This window comes from Haloarcula nitratireducens (genome assembly GCF_019599505.1).
This window is the reverse complement of record NZ_RKLT01000002.1, coordinates 445,398-471,176: the sequence shown is the minus strand read 5'-3', so window position 1 is coordinate 471,176 and position 25,779 is coordinate 445,398. Positions and strand designations below refer to the sequence as shown.

The following is a 25,779-nucleotide window of genomic DNA, read 5'->3' as shown; positions in this document are numbered from 1 at the left end:
GAAGCAGTCTCAGGATTGAGAACGCCGCCCAAAGCGCTAAGACGCGGAGCGGTGTCCGACGGGCAAGGAGAGCCATGGACGGTAACGTCGCGACGCTGGTCGTCGTCGGGAGCCTCGTCGGTGGCGTCTGTAGCTTCGGTCTCGCCGTCGCGGCGTGGCGAAACCGGTCGATCGCGGGCGCACCCCGTTCGGCTGGCTCATCGTCGCCGCCGGCGGCTGGTGTTTTCTCAAAGCCGCCTGGTTACTGACGACCGACCAGCAGGTCGCGGCGACGCTGTTCTTGCTCGTCAGGCTCACCTCCGGTGCGATGGTCGGTCTGTGGGTCGTCTTCGCGCTCACCTACACCGGCCGACGGGAGTGGCTCACGCCCGTCCGCGTCGGCGTCCTGTTAGTGATTCCGTCCGGCTACGCCCTGCTGGCGCTGACCAATCCGCTACACGGCTTCGTCGTCGCCGACGTCACGCTGGTGACGCGGAACGGGCTGTCGCTGTTCGTCGGCCGGACGGGCACGGCGTACGCGATACAGACGGCGATCTCGTTCGGATTCATCGGGGCCGGCTACGTCCTGTTCGGCGAGTTCCTGCTGCGCTCTCGGAACCTCTACCGGAAGCAGACCTTCGCGGTGCTCACTGGCGGGATACTCACCGCCGGCGCGCACGCGCTGTTCGTCCTCGGCGCGACGCCGCACCCGGGGATCAATCCCGCGCCGCTCACCTTCGCGCTCAACGGCCTGCTCGTCGGCGTCGCGCTGTTCCGGTACGACTTCCTCACCGTCGCGCCGCTCGCCGGTGACCTCCTCGTCGACGAACTGCCCGACCCCGTGCTGGTGCTCGACACCGAGGGGACGGTTATCGACTACAACGCGGCCGCGACCGCCGAACTGGGGGGCGACCTCAACGGCGCGCGCCTCCCCGAAGAGGACCCCCGACTGCTGGCACAGATCGAGCGCGGCGAGTCGTTCACCGCGTCCGGGACACAGCGGTACTACGCCCCGCAGACGAGCGAGATAACCGACCAACACGGAGCCGCCCGCGGCCGATTGGTCGTCCTCCGGAACGTGACCGGCCAGCGCCGCCGACAGGACCGGCTCGAAGCGCTGCAGGCGGCCACCCGGGAGTTCATCGAGGCCGACCAGCGGGAGACGGTCGCGGAACTGACCGTGGCGTTCGCGACGAGCACGCTCGACCAGAACGCCGCCGGCGTGTTCCTGAGTAACGAACGCGGTCACCTCGAACCGACCGCTCTCAGCGACGCCGTCGAGGCGCAGGTCGACGACGACCTGCTCTACGTCGATCCGGCGGAGACGCCGGACCGGCACCTCTGGCGGACCTACGAGAGCGGCGAGCGCCGCGTCGCGTCGTTCGTCGACGAGGACGTCGGCCCGTTAGAGACGTCGCTCATGCTGCCCCTCGGTGACCACGGCGTCGTCGCCATCGGCTCCGAGGGCGAGACGTACGCCACGGAGGACGAGCAGTACGCGGAGATCCTCGCCCGGACGACGCAGGTCGCCCTCGAACAGGTCGAACGCGAGCGGGAGCTCCGTGAGAGCCGAGCCTCCGTCGAGCGCCGGAACGAGCAGATAGAGTTCTTCAACGGCGTGTTGCGTCACTCGCTCCGGAACGCCATGCTGGTCGTGGGCGGGCGCGCCGAACACCTCCGCGAGCACGTCCCGCCGGACCAGCGCCGTCACGTCGACAGCATCGAGCAGTGGTGCGAGAAGCTCACGGCGATGAGCGAGACCATCCGCGACATCAACGAGACGGTGGCCGCGAGCGAGGGGAAGCGACTGGAGACCGTCGACCTCTCGGCGGCGGTCCGGCGCGCGGTCGAGACGACCGGTGCCGACTACCCGGACGCGACGATCACGCTCGACGTGGGCGAGACGCGCGTGCTGGCGAACGGCCTCGCCGAGGCGGTGCTGACGAGCGTCGTCGAGAACGCTCTCGAACACAACGCGGGCGACCCGTGCGTCGAGATCACCACGCGGGACGCCGGCGACTGGATACAGGTTCACGTCGCCGACGACGGGCGCGGTATCAGCGACGAGCTGAAGGCGACGGTGTTCCAGCGATCGCTCACGCCCAACCAGACCGCCGGCGGGTTCGGGCTCTACTTCGTCACCGTGATGATGGACCTCTACGGCGGCAACGTCTGGTTCGAGGACAACCACCCGACCGGGACCGTCGCCGTCCTGGAGTTCCAGCGGGCGAGCGACGACGGTTCGGCGACCGCCACCGACGAGACGGCCGCCGCCGACGCCGGCGCCGAAACGCAAGGTAAATCTCCGGACGACTGGTAGGGCGGGTATGATTGGTGTCGTCGGCGGCGGTATCGCCGGCCTCTCCGCGGCGTACCGACTTCAGCAGCAGGGCCACGAGGTCCGCGTCTTCGAAGCGAGCGACGACCTCGGCGGGCTGGCCGCGGTGTACGAGACCGCCGGCGACCCCATCGAGAAGTTCTACCACCACCTCTCGAAATCCGAGGAGACCATCGTCGAACTCGCCGAGGAACTCGGTCTCGGCCGGGACGTCGAGTGGCGCATCGGCAAGAACGCCTACTACGTCGACGGCGTCGTCCACCCGATGGACAAGCCCTGGGAGATCCTCGCCTACCCCCACCTCTCGCTGTACGACACGTTCCGGCTGGGAATGCTCGTCCTCGACGTCGATATGCGGGGCGGTATCCCCTCCTTCGACAGCTACGAGCGACTGGAGGACTACGAGGACGTGCCCATCGAGCAGTTCGTCGTCGAGCACACGACCCGGGGCGTCTACGAGAACTTCTTCGAACCGCTGTTAGACGCGAAGTTCGGCGACCGGAAAGACGACGTGAGCGCCGCGTGGCTGCTGGGCCGCGTGAAGTTCCGCGGCGAGCGCGACATCCTCAACGGGGAGATCCTGGGCTACCTCGACGGCGGCTTCGGTCGCCTGCTGGACGCGCTGGTCGAGGCCGTCGGCCGCGAGAACATCGAGACGGGCACGCGCGTGACCGACCTCGACACGTCCGGCCGCGAGGTGGCGTCGCTGACCGCCACCGACGGCGAGGAGACGACGACCCACGACGTCGACAGCGTCGTCGTGGCGACGATGCCGGACGTGCTCGAAGACCTCACCGGCTACGCCTGCGACATCGACTTCCAGGGGACGGTCTGCTCGGTCATCAGCATGGAGGAGTCGCTGTTCGACACCTACTGGCTCAACATCGCCGACGAGGCCCCCTTCGGCGCGCTCATCGAGCACACGAACTTCGTCCCCGCAGAGCGCTACGGCGGCGAACACCTGCTGTACGTCGCCCGGTACGTCCAGTCTCCGGAGGAGGACATCTGGCAACAGGACGACGACGGGGTCCGAGAGACGTGGCTCTCGGGCATCGAGGACCTCTTTCCCGAGTTCGACCGCGACGCCGTCAACTGGGTCAAAACGGCGCGAAACCCCCGGACCGCGCCGGTGTACGAACGGGGCTACCTCGACATGGTGATCCCCTACGACCTCGGCGAAGCGGTGGCCGAGGGCGTCTACTACGCCGGGATGGCTTCGAAGGCGCAGTACCCCGAGCGGTCGCTCAACGGCGGCGTTGTGGCTGGGTACGAGTGTGCGGATAGAGTTGCCCATAGGGCAACTAAGCGAGCGGGGAGCGAAGCGACCCGCGAGTAGGGTGGCCCGAAGGGCCACCAGATAAGCGAGCGGGGAGAGCGAGGCGCGAAGCGCCTCGAAAGCGAACGGTGCAAACCGTGAGCGAAGCGATCCGCGAGTAGGGAGACTCCGAGTGAAACGAGGAGTCTCCGACGACGAGCGGCGCAGCCGCGAGTAGGGTGGCGCAACGCGCCACCGATACGTGAGCGGGGAGGAACGACCCGCGAGTAGCGTTGCTCTGTGAGCAACGAAATAGGCGAGCGGGGAGGAACGACCCGCGAGTAGGACGACGAAAACGCGCCACCACCGACGTTCGGACTTTTACCAGCGGCGACCGAACGACGAGGCGATGCACCGACGGACGTTTCTCGCCGGGTTCGCGGGGCTCTTCGGCGGGTGTACTGGTCTGGGGGCGGACGCCGGGGATGCCGCCGACCGGGTGACGCCAGCGCCGGTGCCGTCGGCGACGGAGACGGCGAGACGGAGCCGGGACCGGGATCCGCTCGACGGCCGGGCCTGCCCCACGTTCGACCTGCGGACCGACCAGACGGTCTGTTCGCACGCGCAGTCGGAGACGGCACCCCTCGCTCTCACGCCGAGTCGACCCGTGGTCACGCTCGCCGACGGGGTTCCCGCCAGCCCGCTCTGGTTCACGCTCCACTGGCGCGGGGCAGGTGACCTCTCGGTGTTCACGGAGAGCTGGTATCTCCGGCGGCGGACCGACGGCGGCTGGATGCGGGCCGCCGACACGCCCTCGTCGTCACGACTCGTCACCCTCGATTCCGGCGAGCAGTTCACGTGGGTTCTCGGCGGGGACTCGACGGGGCGAGCGGTCACCGTCGAGGCGACGCTCGAACCCGGTAGCTACGCGTTCGCGGTGCAGACCGTCGGGTCGGAGAGCCGATTACATTCCGAGTGCCTCGCGCTGTTCGACGCGGTCGAAGAGCGGGGCTGACCGGCGCGATCAGTCGCTTCGCGCGCTCTCGTCGTCGACGCCGGGAGCGTCGGAAACCGAGACGTCGGCGGGTTCGTCCTGTCCGCCGACGATCGTCTCGCCGTCGTCGGTCTCCACGTAGACGTCGTCGGCGAACCCGCCCTCGGCGTGGGGGTGTTCGGGGTCGTCGAGCCGCTCCGGCGTCGAGGGGGCCTCTCGGATGCCGTCGCCGGGTCGGAACGCGCCGAGCGGGTCCGCGATGGTGATACCGTGGCGCTCGAAGAAGCCGGCGTAGCGGTCGTAGTGTTCCTGCAGTTCGTCGCTCGGGAACTCCATCATCTCCGTCCAGCCGTGGTTGTAGAAGTCGAAGTTGGCCTGGACGTGGGTTATCTCGCGGGCCTCGGCCTCCGGGTAGCCGGCGTCGAGCGCCGCGACGTAGGTGTCCATCGTCGCGTCGAAGAAGTCGGCCAGATGGGGCCGGCGCTCATCCGCCCGCCCGTCGGCGGACTTCTCGGCGAAGTAGTCCGCGTGGAAGTCGACCAGCCGGTCGTTGACCTTCTGGCCGACCACCGGGAGCGTCAGCGCCTGCTTGGCCGCGAAGTGCTTGACGTTCTGACGGAGTTTCATGGTATCCGAATTGAGGGCGCGAGCGCCTTCAATGCCCCGATACCGCACCTCTCGCCGGCTCGGCCCGATACTATCGCAAACGATACGGAGATAGCAATCCACATTAGGCCCGATTTCCTATCCACCGAACATGAGCACGTCGCACGTGATTATCGGAGACGGCATCGCGGGTGCCTCCGCGGCCGAGACGATTCGGGAGGACGACCCGGACGCAGACGTCACCATCATCACCGACGAGGGCGAGGCCCTCTACAACCGCATCCTGATCAAGGAGTTCGCCAAGGGGAAACTCCCCGAAGCGCCGATCTCGATCCACGAGCCCGAGTGGTACGAGGAACGCGACATCGACCTCGAACTCAACACGCACGTCACGGACATCGACCCCGACGCCCACGAGGTCAACACCCACAGCGGGACCACCTACCACTACGACAAGCTCCTCCTCGCCACCGGCGGGACGCCGGCCCAGCTCCCCGTCGAGAACAGCGACGCCGACGGCGTCCACCACTTCTGGACGTTCCAGGACGCCCGCGGCATCCGGGAACACGCCGCCGAGTCCGAGACCGGTATCATCGTGGGGGCCGGCCTGCTCGGCATCGACCTCGCGGCCGTCTGTGCCGCCCAGGAGATCGACGCCAAGTTCCTCATGCGCGGCAACCGCTGGTGGCGCTACGCGCTCTCGGAGGACGGCGCGGAGATCATCCACGACGCCCTGCGCGAGAACGGCGTCGACCCGGTCTTCGAGTCCGGCGTCGACAGGTTCGAAGTCGACGACGACGGCCACGTCACGGGTGCCGTCGACCCCGACGGCAACCACTACGACGGCGAGTGGGCCGGCGTCGCCATCGGCCTCGATTTCAACACGGAGTTCCTCGCCGGCTCCGGGCTCGAACTCGACGACGGCGTCGTCGTCGACGAGTACATGCAGACGAACGTCGAGGACGTCTACGCCGCCGGCGACCTCACGAAGTTCTACGACACCATCCTCGACGCGCAGGCGCAGAACGGCGCGTGGGGATCGGCCAAGGAACAGGGCTCCGTCGCCGGGTCGAACATGGTCGCGGGCGACGAGGCCGAGGCCTTCCGCTGGGTCTCCTCGTACTCCATCACCCACTTCGACTTCCCGTTCCTCTCTTTCGGGCATCCGACCCGCGGCGACGACGAGATCGAGCAGAAATACTCCGACACCGAGTGGCGGCGGCTCGCCTTCGAGAACGGGCAGTTGGTCGGCGGCGTGCTCATCGGCGACCTCTCCCAGCAGTCGAAGTTCAAACAGCTCATCCGCGAGGAGCGACAGGTCGCGGACAAGAAGGAGCTCCTCGTCGAGAAGGAAGTCGACTTAGAGGAAGTGAAGGCCCAGACCGCCGCGCCCGCGGAGTGACCGTCCCCGTCGCGACGGCCGCGTGATCGGCACGCGCTTTTTTGCTTCCCGCGACCGTCTCTCCGACTATGTTCCGAGCGTTCGTCCGGCGGTTCGTCGACCTCCTGACTCGCGGTGACGACGCCGACGAGAGCGGGAACGATGGGTTCGCGCGCTCTCGGCTGGACGCCTCGGTCAACGAGAGCCACGGCGAGAGCGGGCGCGAAGCGGCCCGCGAGATGGCAGACGTACAGCGACAGGCCGAGCTGTTGGGCGAGCGAGAGCGCCATCGACGATAGGGAAAACGACGCCCTTTTTTCCGCAGGATGCGGAGTCACGCGCATGGACGGCGGCAGCGGCGACATGACGCTCGCCTTCGACTTAGACGCGCTGCGGGAACTGGCCTACCCGGACAGCGTGTTCAACGACGCGCGCCAGTGGTCCGAGTACGTCGGCGTGATCTCCGACCAACCCACGTACGTCGTGACGAACTTCACGCGCAAGCATCGCATCCGACAGGACTTCTTCTCCGGCCCGCGCGGCCGCGAGGAGAGCCTCGAGAACGTCAGAGAGCAGTTTGACACCGACCGGCACGTCTTCGTCGGCACCGAGGACGCCGACGCCGACCTGGCCGAGGCCGCCGGCTGGGAGTACCTCCCCGTCGAACAGGCCGCCGAGGCCGCCGACTGGGAACTGGGCGAACCCGACGCCCCCGCGGCGACGACCAACGAGGACGACGACCGCGACGACTGGCCGTAGGCGACGGGCGCGTCCGGTCTCGGCGATGGCTTTCGAAACCGAGTAGTTGGTTTTATTACGAAGTCAGCCGGGGATCCATTTATGTCCCTCAGCATCGGTGCGGCCCTCCGAAACGGTTTCGACGACTTCGCGTCCGAGAAGGGCGCGCTCTTCACCGCGGTGTTCGTCCTCCTCGGGATCGCGAACGCGGTGTTCTCCCAGACGTTCTCCGTGGCGCTGTACGAGCGACTGTTCGATTTCATCCCGACCACGCCGGAGAACCAGGCGCAACTGGAGCAGGCGCGACAGGCCGTCGTGGAGCAAGCGCCGCTGTCGCTCGGGACCTCCCTCGCCGCGGCGCTGTTGGGCCTCTTCGTCCTGTTCCTCGTCGCCGAGGTGCTCCGGATCGTCGCCATCCGCGCCTTCGGTGACGACGCGGGCAGTCCGCTCCCCGACGACGCCACGCGAGCGCTCGGCTCGACGGCGCTGACCGCGATACTCGCGGCCATCCTCACCGGCATCGTCGTCGCTATCGGGACGGTCCTCTTCGTCATTCCGGGCATCGTCGCCGTCGTCCTGTTCGCCTTCGTCCGACAGGAGATCGCGCTGAACGACAGCGGCGTCATCGAGTCCATCCGAAACAGCGTCGGCCTCGTCACCGACGACGCCCTCGCGGTGACGGGACTGCTCGTCGTCCTCGTCCTCTTGGGTATCGTCGTCGGGCTCCCGCTGACGCTCGTCCCGGTTCCACTCTCGCCGGTCGTGACGCTCGCGGTCAACACGATCATCGGGCAGTTGGTCGCCGTCTACGGCATCGCCGTCCTCACGGACGCTTACCAGCAGGTCACGGCCGAGACGGTAACCGAGGACGAGTTCACGGTATAACCTCGGTCGGTGACGACGAACGGGCAGCGGCGTATCGCGGCCTTTAATCCCGCGACCCTCCTAGACGCGTCAATGGCAGAACCGCGCGTACCCGGCGGACGCGAGTCCGAACTCGAACTCGCCTGTGGCGAGGTCATCGACACGCACGACGACCTCCACATGGGGATTCGAGCGCTCGACTGCGCCTGCGGCGAGACTCACGCCGTCGTCCTCGGCGCGCACCCGCTCTCGCGTTTCGTCCCCGAGTTCCTGGTCGACGTCCTCACCGAGACGGTCGAACCGGCCGACGACCACGACGAGTTCACGACGGCGCACCTGATGGGCGTCGTCATGGAGGAGTTCCCCGAGGAAGTCGCCGTCGCCGACGCCGCCGACGACGGCGCGGTCGGCTTCTCGATGGCGTGGATCACTGACTTCGACTCCCGTCGGCTCCACGAGGTCGTCGTGGAACTCATCGTCGAACTGATGGAACACGCCGTCAGCCACAGCGAGGACGACGACGTGATGTCCGAGTTCGAAGCGCAGATGCTGGAGTTCGACGTCGAGGCGTTCGTCGACCAGTACCGCGCCGAGCGGAACTTCGACGACCGACACGACTCGGCAGTGTGAGTCGTCTCCGAGGGCGAGCCATCCGCGCACCGCGAGTATTTCTACCTCGCAGTCTAACGCTCCCCAATGCGCCCGCGTCCGGTCGCTCTCGCGGCTCTGTTCGTGCTGGCCGGCTGTAGCGGGTTCGCCGCCAGCGACCGGACGGAAGCGGTGACGCCGGCGCCGGTCCCCGACGCCGACCCGGGTGCCACCGGCGTCCCGGGGTTGACGAACGACAGCGTGAATCCCGCGATCCTCGCGCAGACCCATCGGAACGCGCTCGACGACCACTCGTACACGCTGACGGTCGACTGGGACGCGGGCGGCCGGGAGTGGGAGACGTGGCTCGGCGTCGAGGGCGAACGTCGCTATCGGTATCTGAGCACGCAGACGACGGGCGCTTACAGCGATCGGCTCTTCGTCGAGGGCGACGTTCGGTACAGCCGCCACCGGCGACCGCTGGGCATCCAGTACCGTCGGAATCGATCGGTCCCCGCGAGCGAGCGTTTCGGCCACCACACCGGCCGGCTCGTCGAGACGTATCTCCCGACCGGTCCGGTGGCCGTACGACAGCTAGCGGGCGGGTATCTCGTCGTCGCCGACCGCGCGCCCGCGACCTTCGACCGCGTGCGCAACTACACCGTCCGCGTCACCGTCGCGTCGAGCGGGTGGGTACGGACGTTCTCGGTCCGCTACTTCGACCCGTATCAGGATGTCTCCGTGCGCTATCGCTTCGAGTACAGCGCCATCGGCGAGACGACCGTCGAACGGCCGGCGTGGGTAGAACGGCGCTGGCCCGACGATTTCCGGCGTGAGACGGCGACACCCGCGACGTCTGACGACGGGTGACGGGGCCGGCCGCTCGCCCTCCGTCGATTCCGGCTAAAACGCAGTCTGACGGTTGTCTGACGGTGATATATGGTGTTCGGGGTGTTGTAGTACTGCATGGCCATCCGTCGCGGCGAGTTCGAGCGAATCCGGTCGGTGCTCGACGACGCCGACGCCGACGGCCCGTTCACGGCTCGGGAGATTCTGGACCTGTTGGCCGAACACGACGAGGACTTCGACAGCGCCCACCGCGTCGCGACGGTGCTCGGACGGCGCGCGCAGACGGACGAGGTCGAAGTCATCGAGGGCCAACCGTACCGCTATCAGGTCAGCGAGCTCGGCAACTGAGCGGTCCCACGGCCGCCCGGGCGCGTGAGTGTCTCCCGTGTGACACCGTCGCATTACGATATTCGAAATCCGCCTTCGAGACTCGTACATTTTCGCCGGGCTTATTACGATGTGTCGGTTCGAGTCGGGTAATGACAGACGAGGAAGACCGCACTATCCTGCTCATCGGGAGCGGCCCGATAAAGATCGGACAGGCCGCCGAGTTCGACTACTCCGGTGCACAGGCCTGCCGGGCGCTCCAGGAAGAGGGCGCGCGCGTGGTCCTGGTCAACTCCAACCCGGCGACCATCATGACCGACCCGGAGATGGCCGACAAGGTGTACCTCGAACCCATCAACACCGAGGCCATCACCGAGATCATCCGGAAGGAGAACCCCGACGGCGTCATCGCCGGGCTGGGCGGCCAGACCGGCCTGAACGTCACGGCCGAACTCGCCGAGGAAGGCGTCCTAGAGGAGTACGACGTCGACGTGATGGGCACGCCGCTCGATACCATCTACGCGACGGAGGACCGCGACCTCTTCCGCCAGCGCATGAAGGACATCGACGAACCGGTGTGTGCGTCGACGACCATCTCGCTCGACGACGACGAGTCCGTGACCGACTTCGACGAGGAGACGTTCCGGCAGAAGGTCGAAGACGCCGTCGACGAGGTCGGCGGCCTGCCGGTCATCTCCCGCACCACCTACACGCTCGGCGGCTCCGGCTCCGGCGTCGTCCACGACTTCGAAGAACTCGTCGAGCGCGTCCGCAAGGGGCTTCGCCTCTCCCGCAACGGCGAGGTGCTCGTCACGGAGTCCATCGAGGGCTGGGTCGAACTGGAGTACGAGGTGATGCGCGACGCCGACGACTCGTGTATCATCATCTGCAACATGGAGAACATCGACCCGATGGGCATCCACACCGGCGAGTCCACCGTCGTCACGCCCTCGCAGGTCATCCCCGACGAGGGCCACCAGGAGATGCGCGACTCCGCGCTAAAGGTCATCCGCGAGCTCGGTATCGAGGGCGGCTGTAACATCCAGCACGCCTGGCGCGACGACGGAACGCCCGGCGGCGAGTACAGAGTGGTCGAGGTGAACCCGCGCGTCTCTCGCTCCTCCGCGCTGGCCTCGAAGGCGACGGGCTACCCCATCGCCCGCGTGACCGCGAAGGTCGCCATGGGCAAGCGCCTCCACGAGATCACGAACGAGATCACCGGGGAAACGACGGCGGCGTTCGAACCCGCCATCGACTACGTCGTCACGAAGGTCCCGCGCTGGCCCATCGACAAGTTCCGCGACACGGACTTCGAGCTGTCGACGGCGATGAAATCGACCGGCGAGGCGATGTCCATCGGCCGGACGTTCCCCGAGAGCCTGTTGAAGGCGCTTCGCTCCTCGGAGTACGACCCCGCCGTGGACTTCGGGGAACTCGACGACGAGGAACTCGAGACGGGGTACCTCGTCCGCGCCTCGCCCGACCGCCCCTACGCCATCTTCGAGGCGTTCACGCGCGGCTACACCGTCGAGGAGGTCGTCGACCTGACCGACATCGAGGAGTGGTACGTCGAGCGCTTCGAGGAGGTCGCCGACGCCGCCGAAGCCGCGATGGACGGCGACTACGAGACGGCCGCACAGGCCGGCTTCACCGACCAGGAGATCACCGCCCTCGCCGGCGGCGAGTTCAACGACACCCACGTCTCGTGGCTCCCGGCCAGCCTCGACGCCGACGATGGCGGCGAGGCGGAGGTCGAGGCCGCCACGGACGGCTCCGGCGTCACGGTCGACACCGTCGAGAGCGAGACGACCCACCGCGACTACAAGCTCGTCGACACCTGCGCCGGCGAGTTCGAGGCGACCACGCCGTACTACTACTCGACGCGCGACCCGGTCTCGGGCATCGACCGCAACGAGCTCCAGATCGACCCCGACGTCGAGAGCGTCGTCGTGGTCGGCGGCGGCCCCATCCGCATCGGACAGGGCGTCGAGTTCGACTACTGCTCGGTCCATGCCGTGCGCGCCCTGCGCGAGATGGGCATCGACGCCCACGTCGTCAACAACAACCCCGAGACCGTCTCGACGGACTACGACACCTCCGACGGCCTGTTCTTCGAACCGGTCACTGCGGAGGAGGTCGCAGACGTTATCGAATCGACCGGCGCCGACGGCGTGATGGTCCAGTTCGGCGGCCAGACCTCCGTCGACATCGGCGAACCGCTCGAAGACGAACTCCAGCGCCGCGACCTCGATTGCGAGGTCCTCGGGACCTCGGTCGAGGCGATGGACTTAGCCGAGGACCGCGACCGCTTCAACAAACTGATGGACGACCTCGGCATCGCACAGGCCGAGGGTGGCACGGCGACCAGCAAGGAGGAGGCCCTCGACCTGGCCCACGACATCGGCTACCCGGTCCTCGTCCGCCCGTCGTACGTGCTGGGCGGCCGCGCGATGGACGTCGTCTACAACGACGACGACTTAGAGACCTACATCGAGGAGGCGGTCCGCGTCTCGCCCGATAAGCCCATCCTCGTCGACGAGTTCCTCGCCGACGCGGTGGAACTGGACGTCGACGCCGTCGCCGACGAGGAGAGCGTGCTCATCGGCGGCGTGATGGAACACGTCGAGACGGCCGGGGTCCACTCCGGCGACTCGGCGTGTATGATCCCGCCTCGCTCGCAGGAGATCAAGGACGTGATGCCCCGCATCCGCGAGGTCACGGAGCAGATCGCCGACGCGCTCGACACCGTCGGCCTGCTGAACGTCCAACTGGCCGTGCGCGACGGCGAGGTCTACGTGCTGGAGGCGAACCCCCGCTCCTCGCGTACCGTCCCGTTCATATCGAAGACGACGGGCGTCCCCATCGCCAAGCTCGCCGCGCAGGTGATGGCCGGCACGTCGCTTTCGGAGCTCGACGTCCAAGAGCAGATCCCCGAACAGGTCTCGGTCAAGGAGGTCGTCCTACCGTTCGACCGCCTGCCGGGTTCGGACCCGCGCCTCGGCCCGGAGATGAAGTCCACGGGCGAGGTCATGGGCACCGCCGGCTCGTTCGGCAAGGCCTACCAGAAGGCCCAGATGAGCGTCGGCAAGCCCATCCCGCTCTCGGGCACCGCCATCGTCGACCTGCCGGTCCTCGGCTACGAGGAGCACTTCGACGTGAGGGACTTGGACGACTACGCGGACACCGACGCCGTCATCGAGGCCATCCAGAACGGCGAGGTCGACCTCGTCGTCTCCCGCGACCGCGACGTGCTCGAAGCCTGCGTCGAGGAGACGGTGACGTACTTCTCGACCATCGAGAGCGCCGAGGCCGCGCTGGAGGCCATCAACTCGGACGACCAGCCGCTGGCCGTCCAGGCCATCGGCGACCGCCCGAAGACCGCCCGCGACTGGGGCGACGAGTAACGCTCGCGCCGTCGGGCAGATCTCTTCGGTTCGTCGCCTGTTCTACGTCGCCGGTTTCGGCGTTTGCCTGCCGCACGTTTACGTGGGATTCCGCCCAATTCCGGGCGTATGTCCGACGACCACGACCGGATCGCGGTCGACTTCGACAACACGCTCAGCGCCGGTGAGCGGGGATACGTCGACGAGGAGCCGGAGGAACCCGACGAGGAGATGGTACAGTGGGTCAACGAGCGGTACGCCGAGGGCGACACGATAATCGTCTGGACGGCTCGACCCTGGGAGGCCGCGGCGAGGACGGTCGCCCGGCTCACCGAGTGGGGCGTCGACTGGCACGGCATCCGTATGGAGAAGGGCAACGCCGACGTCTACGTCGACGACAAGGGCGCGGTCCCGAGCGAGGAGCTGCTGGAGGACGGATACGACGGCGACGGCGAGGTAGACGGCGACGAGCAGAAGGACGGTCGACACGACGACGCCAGCGATAGCTGACCGGTCGCTCGGTCGGGTAGCGGCCAGACCGAACACCCGCTGAGCCACGGCACTATCGGCACACGGCCAAACAGCTACGGTCCGGCCCGCCGTCAGTGTCGGCCATGCGCTTCGCTATTTTCGGCGCTGGCGGCGTCGGCGGCTACCTCGGCGCACGACTGGCCGACGCCGGCCACGACGTCCACCTGATTGCACGGGGCGACCACCTCGACGCGTTGCGGACCGAGGGACTTCGCATCGGGAGCATCGCCGGCGACACCGCGGTCGAACTGCCCGCGACGGACGACCCGGCCGACGTCGGGCCCGTCGACTACGTGCTGTTCTGCGTGAAGGCCCACGACACCCGCGAGGCCGCGGCCGACCTCGAACCGCTCCTCGGCGAGGACACCGCCGTCGTCTCCTTCCAGAACGGCGTCGACAACGAGCGGTGGCTCGCCGACGCGATCGGCGAGGCCCGCGTCGTCGGCGGCGTCGCCTACATCTTCTCGACCATCGCCGAACCGGGCGTCGTCGAACACACCGGCGGGCCGGCCCGGTTCGTCTACGGCGAACTGGACGGCGAGCGCACCGACCGCATCGCGGCGCTCGACGCCGCTCTCCGCTCGTGTTCGGGCGTCGAGGCCGTTCTCGCGGACGACGTCCGAATCGAACTGTGGCGGAAGTTCGCGTTCATCTGCGCTCACTCCGGGATGACCGCGGCGACGCGCCTCCCAGTCGGCGATATCCGCGACGCCGAGGAGTCGTGGCGGATGTACCGACGCGTCGTCGAGGAGGTGTGTGCGGTCGCCCGAGCGAACGGCGTGGCGCTCCCCGACGACACCGCCGCGGAGTGGGTCGAGTTCGCCGAGGACCTCGATGCGGACTCGTACTCCTCCCTGCACTACGACCTGACCCACGAGAAACCGATGGAACTCGACGCGCTGAACGCGGCCGTCGTTCGCCACGCCGAGGGAACCGACGTCGACGTGCCGATGAACGAGGCTGTCACGGCCGTCCTCCGACCGTGGGCCGACCGGTTCGCGGAGGGGTAATTCGCTTCGCTCGTCCGCTCGCTCCGAACCGCGTTGCTCGCGGGTCGTCCCTCCCCGCTCGCTAAAACCGAGGGCCGCGCTCCTTCCAGTCGCGCGCCCCTCGCTACTCCCCCGCCATCCCGAGCACGTCGTCGAAGAAGCCGAGCGAGTCGTGCGGGCCGGGGTTGGCCTCGGGGTGGTACTGGCGCGTGATGATGTCCAGGTCGTCGTTCTCCAGGCCCTCGGGGGTGTCGTCGTTGACGTTGACCTGCGTGACGTCGAGTTTGTCGCCGGGTTCGGCGACGGTGTAGCCGTGGTTCTGGGTCGTCATCACGACCTTGTTCGTCCGGAGGTCGCGCACCGGCTGGTTGACGCCGCGGTGGCCGAACTCCATCTTCGACGTCTCGCCGCCCAGCGCGTTGGCGACGACCTGCTGGCCGAGACAGATGCCCGCGAGCGGCACGTCGCCGACGTAGGTCTCGACGAGTTCGCCGGTCTGCTCGAAGTTCTCGGGGTCGCCGGGGCCGTTCGAGATGAACAGCAGGTCGGGGTCGACCTCGGCCACGTCGCCCTCGCTGGCGTCGTACGGGAAGACGTGGACGGCGGCGTCGCGTTCGACCAGGGACTCGACGATGGAGCCCTTCGCACCGCAGTCGACCAGCGCGACGGTCGCGCCGTCGGCGTCGGCGTTGTGGGTCTCGACCTCGTCGACGGAGACCTGCGCGCCGATGTCGGTGTGGTCGGACATGTGCTTGCACTGGCGGAGCTCTTCGAGCGCGTCCTCCTCGGTCGCGTCGGGACCGGCGGCGATGCCGCACTTCATCGCCCCCTCGTCGCGGATCTCCGTGACGATGTCGCGCGTGTCGAGGTGGTCGACGGCGGGCACGCCCTCGCTCTCGAGCCACTCGGCCACGTCGTCGGTGAGTTCGCGGGCGACGGCCCCGCGGGGGTGGACGCGGTCGGATTCGAAGCGCTCCTCGCGGACGCCGTAGTTACCGATGAGCGGGTACGAGAACGTGAGGATCTGCTCCTCGTAAGAGGGGTCGGTCAGGCTCTCCTCGTAGCCGGTGTAAGCGGTCGTGAACACGATTTCGCCGCGCGTCGCGCCCGGCGCGCGGGAGCGGGCTTCGATGACGCGCTCGCCTTCCAGTGCTACGTATGCGTCTGTCATTACGAGATGCGTACAGTATTCCGGTTCATAAGGGTTGCTTTCGAAGCCGAGTTACGATTTTCGTAATCCTCAAGTTCGGGAGGTGAGAAGGGTTCAATCTCGATGGACGAACTGGACAGCGAGATACTCTCGATACTCCGACGGGACGCCAGAACCCCGTATACGGAGATCGCGGACCAGATCGGCACGTCCGAGGGGACCGTCCGGAACCGCGTCGAGCGCCTCGTCGAGGACGGCGTCATCGAGCGCTTCACCGTCGCCACTCGCACCGGGAACGTCAAGTCGATGGTCGAGGTCGGCGTCGACGTCGACGTCGATACGTCGGCCGTCACCGACCGCATCGCCGAGTGGCCGTCGGTCGACTTCGTCTGGCAGGTCTCGGGTGAGGAAGACATCGTCGTCGTCGTCGACGCCGCCGACACCGGCGCGGTGAACGACCTCATCACGCGGGCGCGGGAGCTAGACGAGGTCGTGAGCACGAAGACGCGGCTGATTCTGGACGAGCGAGTGGGGTGAACGGCGGAACCGTGAACCCGGTGTGCCTGCTCGCTAACTCGGAATTCGCCGAGTGAGGCTAATCCTCGACGAACGCGTCGGCCGAGCCGGTGGAAAGCGACGCGTACCGGGGATTCGCCGAGTGAGGCCAATCCTCGACGAACGCGTCGGCTGATCCGGTGGGAAGCGACGCGCGGACCGAACGGCGACGACCTCGCCGTCGTCCGCGGACATTCATATGCGCGGCGGCGGTAACGCGACCATGCAGCTCGACCCGTTCTCCGGCGACCTCGCCTCGACGTACGCGCAGCTCGTCGAGACCGGAGCGGAGTTCATCGTCGTCGCGGTCGTCCTGTACGCCGCCGGGCGACTGCTGGCGGTCCCCGCCATTCGGTGGGGCCTCTCGAAGTCGCGAATCGATAAGACCCTGGAGAGCGCACTCGGGAGCCTATCACATCTCGTCGTGGTCATCCTCGCGATCGTCGTCGCGGCGCGAATCGCTGGCTTTCAGGGGGCGCTGGCCGGTTCGACGCTGGTCGCGGCGGGCGTCACGATCGCCGTCGGCCTGGCCGCACAGGACGTGCTCGGGAACTTCGTCTCGGGGGCGTTCATCGTCACCGACCCGGATCTCAACGTCGGCGACACCATCGAGTGGGCGGGCAAGCAGGGCGTCATCGTCGACATCGATCTGCGAGTGACGCGGGTTCGCACTCCGGACAACGAGGTGGTCGTCGTGCCGAACAACGACCTGGCGACGAGCGCGGTGACGAACCGCACCGCGACCGGACCGGTCGGCATCTCCTACCAGTTCGGCGTCGACTACGGTACCGACCTCGACGAGTTGGAGGCGCTCATCATCGGCGTCGCCCGAGAGGTGGACCACGTCGCCGAGAATCCGGAACCGATGGTCGCCGTCGACGAACTCACGGACGAGGCCGTCGTGGTGACCGGCCGCGTCTGGATTCCGAACAACCGCCGGAACCGGCTGCCGGCGGTTCGGTCGGCGTTCATCCGCGGCGTCCACGAGGCCTGTCGTGCGGCGGGAATCGACCTCAGCACGACGAGCCAACACGAAATCGGCGGTGAACTCGCGATGACGGAACCGGAGAGCGAGAACGGACCTAACTAGACTCGGCGGCGTCAGCCGCCGGCGTCGCCGGTGAGCCGGTCGAGGAGGTGAATCGCCCCGTCCTTCGAGAGCGGGTCGTTGGCGTTGCCGCAGTGAGGGGACTGCACGCAGGCCGGACAGCCGCTCTCGCAGTCACACGACCGGAGCATCGACAGCGTGGTGTCCAGCAGCGACCCGATATCGCGATAGCCCGCTCGCGTCAGGCCGATGCCGCCGGGGTAGCCGTCGTAGACGAAAATCGTCGGCGCGTCTGTGTGGGGATGATGCGGCGTCGAGAGGCCGCCGATGTCGCCGCGATCACAGAGGTACTCGAAGGGGAACATCGAAATCGCGGCGTGCTCGGCGGCGTGGATGGCACCGGGGAAGTCGCCCGCCGCGGCCGTCGTCTCGCCCGCGCCGTTCGTCCCGCACGCTCCGTCTTCACCGTCCGAATCGCTTACCGCCGCTCTCTCGTACGCTCCACGGAGAATCTCGTCTTCGAGGGCCGCCGGCACGGTGTGATACAGCGCCTTCGTCTCCAGGGTCGTCTCCGGCAGATCGAGCGAGCGCCGCCCCAGCACCTCGCCCGACGAGCCGTCGCGCCGTTCGTAGCCCGTGATCTGCTTTCGCATCGTCACCGAGGCGAAGCGGACGAGCACGCCCTCTCGGGTCGGCAGCGGGCGCTCCCGTAAGTCGGTCTCGACGGTGATGGTCTTGTCGTGGAGGACGCGCGTGTAGTAGTTCGCCCACGTCCGGTCGAGTTCGGCGACGCCGGTCGAGAGGTCGAGGTCGGTCACCTCGTAGCGCCGGCCCTGATGGTGATAGATCGCGCCGGGATGGGCGTCGCGCAGCGCGTCCTCGAAGGGGAGTTTGGCGACGACGTCGCCCTTCGCCACCAGTTTCACCTCGCGGTCGTCGACGGTGCGGAGGCTCATGTCGTGGTGCGGGCGGCCGTTCGAGGTCCAGCGAATCCCCTTGTCCGTGTTCCGACGATCGAGTTTCCCCGCCGATTCGAGGTCGGCGACCACGTCCGGGAACGTCGTGCCGAAGTGGCGGTCGTCGGCGGCCGAGAGCCAGTTCTCGCCGGCGGCCGCCTGCACGTGATCGGGGAGCAGCTGCTCGTTCTCGGGGTTCGTGACGGCTCGCTCGGCGTCTTTCCCGAACAGCGTCGCCGGGTTTCGGAGCACGTACTGGTCGAGTTGGTCCTCGCCACCGACGAGGACGACCAGCGCTGGGTCGGTGCCCCGCCCCGCGCGACCGGCCTGCTGGAACGCCCGCATCCGCGTGCCGGGGTAGCCGTCGAGCACGACGGCGTCCAGCCCGCCCACGTCGACGCCCAGTTCCAGCGCGCTGGTCGACCACACGCCTCGGAGGTCGCCGGACTGGAGCCGGGTTTCGAGGTCCCGGCGCTGGTCGTCGGTGAGCGCCGCCTGATACGCGCCGATTCGGTCCGCGAGGTCGTGTTCGCCTCGCTCTCGCAACTCGTCGGCGCTGTCGCTGGCGTAGCGCTCCGCGGTCTGTCGGGACCCGGCGAAGACGACGGTCTGGAGGCCGCGGGAGACGAGGTCCACGAACAGGCGCTTGGTCTCGACGTGGCTGGACTTCCGGCGGCCGCTCCCCCAACCGTCCCCTCCTTCGTACTCCGGCGGATTCCACAGCAGCCAGTGCCGCGGGCCGCTGGCGCTCGCGTCCTCGTCGACGAGCGCGAACGACGGTTCGGGCCGGTTCGTGACCGTCGCCGCGTGTTCGACGGGGTTGCCGATGGTCGCCGAACAGCAGATCCACTCGGGGTCGCTGTCGAAGCGCTCGGCGACCCGCGCGAGGCGGCGAAGCACCAGTGAGACGTGGCTGCCGAAGACGCCGCGGTAGCCGTGGACCTCGTCGACGACGACGGTTTCGAGGCGCTGGAAGAACCAGTCCCACAACCGATGAGCGTGCGGGAGGATACCGTAGTGGAGCATGTCCGGCGTCGTCAGGAGGACGGTGGGCTGGCGCTCCCGAATGGCCTCCTTCTCCGATTTCGACTGCCGGCCGGTGTACTGGGCGACCGAGACCCCCGAGGCGAACCCGAGGCCCTGCGCCAGTTCGGATAAGGTGTCCGTCTGGTCGTTGATGAGCGCGACCTGTGGGGCGACGTACAGCGTCGTCGCGCGCCTGTCGAGCGCGCGCTCGAAGGCGGGGACGGTGTAGGCCAGGCTCTTGCCGCTGGCCGTCTCCGTGGCGAGGACGACGTTCCGCCCGTCCCTGACGGCGTCGATGGCCCGCGTCTGATGCGCGTAGAGATCCGTGATGCCCTCGTCGGCCAGCACGCCGGCGAGCCGGGAACCGAGGTCGCAGTCGGCGACGGCGGCCTCGCGGCCGGGGACCGTCCGCTCGTCGGCGATCTGACCCTCGTAGTAGGGTCGGTCGCGGAGCCACGCGATGGTGTCGTCCACGGGCGGGCTACGGCGCGGGCGGCTATCGGTCTTGCTGTTCCCGACTCACGCGCTCTGGTCGGGACTGCCGTTCAGCGTGGTCCGGCAGAGCGGCCACCGCGTCGGGAAGCCCCTCGACGCTGGTGACGGTGGTTCGCCCCGATTCGACGCGCGGGACGCCCTCGCCTTCGACGGCGACGAGGCGGCGCGCGGCCGCGACGACGGACTGGTTGGCGTCGCCCGCGTCGCCGGCGAGGACGGCGGCGTCGGCCTCGCGGGCCAGTTCGGTCGCCCGCTCTCGCGAATGCTCGTCCACGCCCGCGAACGGCGGGACGGTGACGGCCTCGCAGTCGAGTTCGCCCGCGCGCTCGGCGGCGGCGTCGCCGGCCGGCACGACGCCCACGCTGACTGTGAGACCGGCCGCGACGAGGCGGGCGACGGCCGCCGCCGCCTGCGTCCCGGTGCCGACGACGTGGACGCGCGCGTCCACGGGGTCGCGGTCGGCCAGCGGCGTCACCAGCGGCGCGTCGAAGCCGGGCTGGCCGGTGACGAGCGTCTCAGCGTCGAAGGCGTCGCCGAGCGTCTCCGTCGTGAGTACTTCCCGAGGGGTGCCCGCCGCCCGCACCTCGCCGTCCGCGAGCAGGACGAGTTCGTCGCAGTACCGCGCGGCGAGGTTCAGGTCGTGGATGGCCGCGACGGCCGTCTTCCCCTCGGCGACGAGCGACGACGCCAGTTCGAGGGTGCGGACGGCGTGGTTGATATCCAGGTTCGCCGTCGGTTCGTCGAGCAGGAGCACCGGCGTCGCCTGTGCGAGGGCGCGCGCGAGCAGCACGCGCTGGCGCTCGCCGCCGGAGAGCGACGTGACCGCCCGGTCGGCGAACCGCGCGACCTCGGCGCGCTCCATCGCCGCCTGTACGGCCTCGCGGTCGGTCTCGTCCGCGCGGTCGAACCGCCCGAGATGCGGCGTCCGCCCCATCTCGACGGCCTGCTCGACGGTGAAATCGAAGGAGAGCGTCGTCGTCTGGGGCGTGCTGGCGACCAGCCGACTCACTTCGCGCGCCGAGAGGTCGGCGAGCCGTTCGCCGGCGACGCGCACCGTCCCCTCGTCGGGAGCGAGCGTCGCGCGCAGGGTCCGCAACACCGTCGTCTTGCCCGCGCCGTTCGGCCCGACGAGGCCGACGAGCGAGCCGCGGTCGACGGCGAGGTCGACGTCCGAGAGGATCCGCTGACCGCCGAGTTCGACCGACAGGCCCGACGCGTCGAGCATCGGGTCAGCGGCGGCGTCGCCCGCGGCGGCCGCGAGGGTACGGTCGGCGTCGTCGGTCACAGCTCGTGCACCTCCCGCTTCCGGAGCAAGTAGAGGAAGAAGGGGGCACCGAGCGCGGCGGTGAGGATGCCCACCGGCACCTCGGCGGCCCCCGAGCGAGCGACGGTGTCGGTGGCGACTAGGAACGACGCGCCCGCGAGCGCCGCCGTCGGGAGCAGGATGCGGTGGTCCGGGCCGACCACGAGTCGCATGACGTGAGGGACGATGAGGCCGACGAAGCCGATGACGCCCGTGACGGCGACGCCGGCGGCCGTGACGAGCGAGGAGAACGCCAAAAGCAGGCGCTTGGTCCGCTCGACGTCGATACCGAGACTCTGGGCGTCCTCCTCGCCGAGCAAGAGGACGTTCAGGTCCCGCGCGTAGACGAGCAGGCCGACGAAGGGGAGCGCGACCAGCAGGAGGGTCGTCCACACCTCCGGCCACGTCGCGCCCTTGAGGTGGCCCATGAGCCAGAACAGCGCCCGGCGGATGCTCTCGCCGCTCTGGAGCAGGAGGAAGGAGACGACCGCGCCGAGGAACGTCTGGACGGCGACGCCGGCGAGCAGCAGCGTCGCCACGGGTGTGCGACCGTTCTGCGTGGCGATGAGGTAGACGCCGAAGGCCGCGACGAGCGCGCCCGCGAAGGCCGCGCTACGGAGGCCGAGGCCGAAGGGGAACGCCATCGGCGCGACGATGAACCCCACCGCGCCGACCGCCGCGCCCGAGGAGACGCCGATGATGGAGGGGTCGGCCATCGGGTTCCGGAAGATGCCCTGCATGATGGTGCCCGCCGCCGCGAGCGAGAAGCCGACGACGGCTCCCAGCAGGATGCGGGGGAGCCGGACCTGCAGCACGATCTGGCGCTGTAAGTCCCCGACGGGGAATCGGAACAGGGGTTGGGTGGTCACGTCGAGCGCCGTCCCGGAGACGTCGACGGCCGTTGGCACGACGATGGCCTCTAAGAGGACCTTCGCCACCGCGGCCGGCGGGATCCACACCGGGCCGATGCCGGCGCTCACGGTGACGACGAGCGCCAGCAGCGCCGTGAGCGCGAGCGACCACGAGACGACGCGTCCCCCTGTACGCATGGCTGCAAGGTCACTTGCAGTAGGTAAATATTTATTGTTACTGCCCCCCGGACAACACGATGCGACGATTCGCCACGCTGTTCGTTGGATTGCTGTTGCTCGTTTCGACCGCGGGGGTCGCGCCGGCGACCGCCGCGAGTGCGCAGACGACGGACGTCCAGTGTACGTTCCCGGTGACGCTGACCGACGCGACGGGGACCGAGATAACCCTAGAGGAACGCCCGGAGCGGGTGGTGACGACCAACCCCTCGGCCGCCCAGACCATGTGGGGGATCGGCGGCCGCGATCAGGTGGTCGGTCTCACCCAGTACGCCTCGTATCTGGAGGGGGCCGATAGCCGAGCGAACGTCTCCGCCGGTTTCGGCGTGAACGTCGAGAAAGTCGTCGGGGCGAACCCGGACCTCGTCATCGCGCCGAACGCCAGCGCGGGCGACGTCCAGGCGCTCCGGGACGCGGGGCTGAAGGTCTATCACCTGCCCGCGGCGACCAGCGTCGAGGACATCAGCGAGAAGACGACGACCGTCGGCCGCCTGACCGGCAACTGCGAGGGCGCGGCCGAGGCCAACGCGTGGATGAACGCCAACGTCGACGCCGTCGAGAACGCCTCGGCCGAAGCGGGGGAGAACCCCGAGGTGCTGTACGCGATGGGCGGCGGCTACGTCGCCGCCGACGGGACGTTCATCGACGCGCTGTTCGAGACGGTCGGGGCCGACAACGTCGCCGCGCGCGACCACACCGGTTACCCGCAACTGAGCGACGAGGTGCTGTTGCAACTCGACCCCGAAGTGCTCGTCGTCACCGAGGGGATGACGGGCCTCGTGAATCAGGAGCCGTACGCCAGCACGACCGCCGGGCAGACGAACAGCACCGTCGTCCTACAGACGCGCGACCTGAACCAGCCGGCCCCGCGGAGCGTGGTCCACGCCGTCCACAACCTGTCGAGTCAGCTCTATCCCGAGCGGTACGACGAGGGGAGCTACGTCCCGCGTTCGGCCGTGACGACGGGGACTGACAACTCGACGGCGAGTCCGACGGAGACCGGGGCTTCGCCGTCGGCATCGACGAGCGCGGCGGAGCCCGACGCAAACTCGCCGGCGTCGACGACGGGCGGGGACGGACCCGGATTTACCGCGGTCGCGACGCTCCTCGCGATCGTCGCCGCAGCGGCGATGGCCCGCGGCCGAGAGTAATAATTTCTTAACCACTCTAAAGGAGGTAAAATTTTACTACTCCGTCTCGATTCAATAGTAAAATCCCACGTATATACCGGTTCCCTGTCCATAACTGCTGACCCGTCGGGCTCCGTCGGGGTAACTACAGCGTAAATTTGCGCAAAATTTTTTGTTTAGCACCATATCCATCACGATAGACCATTTGTGATCTCACATGACTGACACCAACCGAACGCTCTCCGACGTCCTGTCCCGCCGCAACCTGATGCAAACCGTCGCCGGTCTCGGTGCCGCTTCCGTAGCCGGCTGTTCCGGCCTCACCGGCGGTGACGGTGGTGACGGTGGCGGCGGTTCCGTAGACCCCGTTCAGGAACGCGTAACCGTCGAACCGGGTAACATCAAGGAAGGCGGGACGTTCAAGACGGCTATCGGCGAGAACCCCGACACCTTCGACTACGTCGAGAGCACGTCCGCGTCGGCGACGATCCTCCACAACCTCCTCTACGAGGGGATGGTGACGACCGACGCCGCCGGGAAGCTGTACCCGTGGCTGGCCGAGTCCTACGAGCAGGTCGCGGTCAACGACGTCACGGCCAGCGACTACACGTCGTACATGACGTCGGCGCAGTACGCCGAGACCGACGACGGGAGCGTCTACATCGACACGGACGCGCAGGTCATCCTCGAGAGCCCCGACAACCCCGACAGCCCCTCCGCCGGCGACGAGGCGCAGGTCCTGACCCCGAAGGAGGCCACGCAGGCCGTCTCCGACGGGACCTTCGGGATGCACTACACGTTCCAGCTCCACGAGGGGATCAAGTTCCACGACGGCGAGGAGCTGACCGCGCCCAACGTCGTCGCCTCCTACGAGCGCGTCCAGAACTCCGGCCTCTCGGGGCAGATCTACGACTCCCTGCTGGACATCCAGGCCAACGGCGACTACACCGTCGAGCTGTACATGCAGCTCCCGGACGCCGCCGCCATTCGCGAACTCGGCGGGCTCCCGGTGTACCCCACGAAGATGACCGACCTCGAACTCGGGCAGATGGACCCTCGGCAGGGCAACACCCCGCTCGGCACGGGAATGTTCAAGCTGAAGGAGTTCAACAACGAGGAGTACGTCCTCTTCGCGAAGAACGAGGAATACTGGTTCGACACGGAGATGAAAGACTGGTTCGAGGGTCCCTCGGAGTTCCCGAACGGCCCGGCCGTCGACGAGGTCGACGTCGCCATCATCGGGTCGGACTCCCAGCGCGCGGCCGCCCTCGAGAGCGGCGAGATCGACATGAGCTACGGGCTCACCGCGAGCACGCTCACGAACTACCAGCAGTCGGAGGACTACCGCACCGCGCCGACCAACGGGGCCGGCTACACCTTCCTGCAGTTCCCGGTCAAACAGGAGCCCTGGACCAACGCGAAGATCCGCCGGGCCGCGAACAAGCTCATCCCGCGACAGAGCATCTCCGAGAACATCTTCCAGGGGTGGGAGAAACCCGCGTGGGTCCCGCTCCCGCCGCTGGCGGCCAGGACCGGCTCGACCGACTACGAGGCGATGGTCGAGAACCTCAAGAGCTACAACACCTACGAGCCGGAGCAGGCCGCGAAGCTGGCCGAGGAGGCCGCGGGCGAGGCCGACGTCGAGTTCCCCATCGAGGTGACCTTAGAGACCAACTCCGACAACGACGACCGCGTTCGGACCGTCGAACTCATCGCCGAATCGATGAGCCAGGAGATAGACGGCACGCAGTACTTCGACGTGAGCGTCAACACGAAGGAGTTCCTCACCTTCATCAGCCAGCTCCTCTCGCAGGACTACTGGAAACAGGGGAAACTGGCGTTCATCGGTCTCTCCGGCGGGTTCAACCCACACGGTTACGCCAAGGCGGTCCACAGCCCCCAGAACTTCGCGCAGTGCTGTAACTTCCAGAACATCGACATCGAGGAGCTCAATCAGGCGATGGAGCAGGCCCGTTACGGCCCCGAAGTCGCACAGGACCCCGAGCTCCGACGCGAGCGCTACGAGGAGGTCTGGAAGATGATCTTAGAGCAGAACGCCAACTCCTACGGGACCCACAGCACGCTCGTCGGCGTCGTGAACAACGCCGTCAAAGGGTTCAACACCTATCCGAGCACACAGGACATCATCGGTTACGCGATGTACAACCCGGCCGACCAGCAGATAACCTACCTCGACCGGTAATCG

The 25,779-nt window shown here is 67.9% G+C and carries 22 protein-coding genes; 17 read left to right on the top strand and 5 right to left on the bottom strand.

Going from position 1 to position 25,779, the window contains the following annotated elements; translation table 11 throughout:
• Positions 1–154 precede the first annotated feature (154 nt).
• The 3 genes from EGH23_RS27000 to EGH23_RS09110 all read left to right on the top strand — a co-directional run bounded on the left by EGH23_RS27000 (position 155) and on the right by EGH23_RS09110 (position 4,587).
• Positions 155–2,299, top strand: a complete 2,145-nt coding sequence (locus EGH23_RS27000) for a sensor histidine kinase (RefSeq protein WP_220579684.1) — start codon at positions 155–157, stop codon at positions 2,297–2,299.
• Positions 2,300–2,306: 7 nt separating this feature from the next.
• The gene (locus EGH23_RS09115; protein ID WP_220579683.1) at positions 2,307–3,653 is read left to right on the top strand and encodes an NAD(P)/FAD-dependent oxidoreductase; all 1,347 of its coding nucleotides are present in this window, start codon (positions 2,307–2,309) and stop codon (positions 3,651–3,653) included.
• A gap of 328 nt (positions 3,654–3,981) precedes the next feature.
• On the top strand, positions 3,982–4,587 hold the full coding sequence (locus EGH23_RS09110; protein WP_220579682.1) for a hypothetical protein: 606 nt from the start codon (positions 3,982–3,984) through the stop codon (positions 4,585–4,587).
• Between the two features lie 9 nt (positions 4,588–4,596).
• On the opposite strand, the gene EGH23_RS09105 is transcribed toward EGH23_RS09110, so the two are convergent.
• A complete protein-coding gene (locus tag EGH23_RS09105; protein ID WP_220579681.1) occupies positions 4,597–5,193 on the bottom strand; it encodes a DUF6149 family protein in 597 nt (198 codons plus the stop codon).
• 130 nt (positions 5,194–5,323) lie between these two features.
• Between EGH23_RS09105 and EGH23_RS09100 the strand changes: the two genes are divergently transcribed.
• The 10 genes from EGH23_RS09100 to EGH23_RS09055 all read left to right on the top strand — a co-directional run bounded on the left by EGH23_RS09100 (position 5,324) and on the right by EGH23_RS09055 (position 14,843).
• Positions 5,324–6,574: an NAD(P)/FAD-dependent oxidoreductase gene (locus EGH23_RS09100; protein ID WP_220579680.1), complete on the top strand. Its 1,251-nt coding sequence runs from the start codon at positions 5,324–5,326 to the stop codon at positions 6,572–6,574.
• Between the two features lie 68 nt (positions 6,575–6,642).
• Positions 6,643–6,852 (top strand): hypothetical protein, encoded by a 210-nt coding sequence (locus EGH23_RS09095; protein WP_220579679.1) that lies wholly within the window; start codon positions 6,643–6,645, stop codon positions 6,850–6,852.
• A gap of 43 nt (positions 6,853–6,895) precedes the next feature.
• Complete coding sequence (locus EGH23_RS09090; RefSeq protein ID WP_220579678.1) at positions 6,896–7,312, top strand: DUF7124 domain-containing protein; 417 nt, start codon at positions 6,896–6,898, stop codon at positions 7,310–7,312.
• A gap of 81 nt (positions 7,313–7,393) precedes the next feature.
• Positions 7,394–8,176 (top strand): DUF7847 domain-containing protein, encoded by a 783-nt coding sequence (locus tag EGH23_RS09085; RefSeq protein ID WP_220579677.1) that lies wholly within the window; start codon positions 7,394–7,396, stop codon positions 8,174–8,176.
• Between the two features lie 72 nt (positions 8,177–8,248).
• Entirely contained in the window at positions 8,249–8,785 is a 537-nt protein-coding gene (locus tag EGH23_RS09080; RefSeq protein WP_220579676.1) for a DUF5815 family protein, read from the top strand.
• Positions 8,786–8,851: 66 nt separating this feature from the next.
• Positions 8,852–9,613 carry a hypothetical protein gene (locus EGH23_RS09075; RefSeq protein ID WP_220579675.1) on the top strand — a complete coding sequence of 254 codons (762 nt, stop codon included), beginning with the start codon at positions 8,852–8,854 and terminating at the stop codon, positions 9,611–9,613.
• A 96-nt stretch (positions 9,614–9,709) separates the two neighbouring features.
• On the top strand, positions 9,710–9,940 hold the full coding sequence (locus EGH23_RS09070; RefSeq protein ID WP_220579674.1) for a hypothetical protein: 231 nt from the start codon (positions 9,710–9,712) through the stop codon (positions 9,938–9,940).
• Positions 9,941–10,071: 131 nt separating this feature from the next.
• On the top strand, positions 10,072–13,323 hold the full coding sequence (carB, locus tag EGH23_RS09065; RefSeq protein ID WP_220579673.1) for a carbamoyl-phosphate synthase large subunit: 3,252 nt from the start codon (positions 10,072–10,074) through the stop codon (positions 13,321–13,323).
• 108 nt (positions 13,324–13,431) lie between these two features.
• Positions 13,432–13,812 (top strand): hypothetical protein, encoded by a 381-nt coding sequence (locus tag EGH23_RS09060; RefSeq protein WP_220579672.1) that lies wholly within the window; start codon positions 13,432–13,434, stop codon positions 13,810–13,812.
• 104 nt (positions 13,813–13,916) lie between these two features.
• Entirely contained in the window at positions 13,917–14,843 is a 927-nt protein-coding gene (locus EGH23_RS09055) for a 2-dehydropantoate 2-reductase (protein ID WP_220579671.1), read from the top strand.
• A gap of 103 nt (positions 14,844–14,946) precedes the next feature.
• On the opposite strand, the gene carA is transcribed toward EGH23_RS09055, so the two are convergent.
• Complete coding sequence (gene carA / locus EGH23_RS09050; protein WP_220579670.1) at positions 14,947–15,993, bottom strand: glutamine-hydrolyzing carbamoyl-phosphate synthase small subunit; 1,047 nt, start codon at positions 15,991–15,993, stop codon at positions 14,947–14,949.
• A gap of 102 nt (positions 15,994–16,095) precedes the next feature.
• On the opposite strand from carA, the gene EGH23_RS09045 reads away from it, so the two are divergent.
• Together EGH23_RS09045 and EGH23_RS09040 are read left to right on the top strand one after the other, a co-directional pair.
• Positions 16,096–16,509: an Lrp/AsnC family transcriptional regulator gene (locus EGH23_RS09045; RefSeq protein WP_162317825.1), complete on the top strand. Its 414-nt coding sequence runs from the start codon at positions 16,096–16,098 to the stop codon at positions 16,507–16,509.
• A gap of 241 nt (positions 16,510–16,750) precedes the next feature.
• On the top strand, positions 16,751–17,617 hold the full coding sequence (locus tag EGH23_RS09040; protein ID WP_220579669.1) for a mechanosensitive ion channel family protein: 867 nt from the start codon (positions 16,751–16,753) through the stop codon (positions 17,615–17,617).
• Positions 17,618–17,628: 11 nt separating this feature from the next.
• Here EGH23_RS09040 and EGH23_RS09035 read toward each other — a convergent pair whose 3' ends face one another.
• From EGH23_RS09035 to btuC, 3 genes are read right to left on the bottom strand one after another with little or no spacing between them, the layout of a single operon-like run.
• Positions 17,629–20,031, bottom strand: coding sequence for a DEAD/DEAH box helicase (locus tag EGH23_RS09035; protein ID WP_220579668.1), 2,403 nt, complete (start codon positions 20,029–20,031; stop codon positions 17,629–17,631).
• Between the two features lie 22 nt (positions 20,032–20,053).
• A complete protein-coding gene (locus EGH23_RS09030) occupies positions 20,054–21,277 on the bottom strand; it encodes a heme ABC transporter ATP-binding protein (RefSeq protein WP_220579847.1) in 1,224 nt (407 codons plus the stop codon).
• Between the two features lie 56 nt (positions 21,278–21,333).
• The gene (gene btuC, locus EGH23_RS09025) at positions 21,334–22,404 is read right to left on the bottom strand and encodes a vitamin B12 ABC transporter permease BtuC (protein ID WP_220579667.1); all 1,071 of its coding nucleotides are present in this window, start codon (positions 22,402–22,404) and stop codon (positions 21,334–21,336) included.
• Between the two features lie 59 nt (positions 22,405–22,463).
• On the opposite strand from btuC, the gene EGH23_RS09020 reads away from it, so the two are divergent.
• Together EGH23_RS09020 and EGH23_RS09015 are read left to right on the top strand one after the other, a co-directional pair.
• The gene (locus EGH23_RS09020) at positions 22,464–23,594 is read left to right on the top strand and encodes a PGF-CTERM-anchored ABC transporter substrate-binding protein (protein ID WP_220579666.1); all 1,131 of its coding nucleotides are present in this window, start codon (positions 22,464–22,466) and stop codon (positions 23,592–23,594) included.
• A 196-nt stretch (positions 23,595–23,790) separates the two neighbouring features.
• A complete protein-coding gene (locus EGH23_RS09015) occupies positions 23,791–25,776 on the top strand; it encodes an ABC transporter substrate-binding protein (RefSeq protein WP_236044715.1) in 1,986 nt (661 codons plus the stop codon).
• Positions 25,777–25,779: the final 3 nt, after the last annotated feature.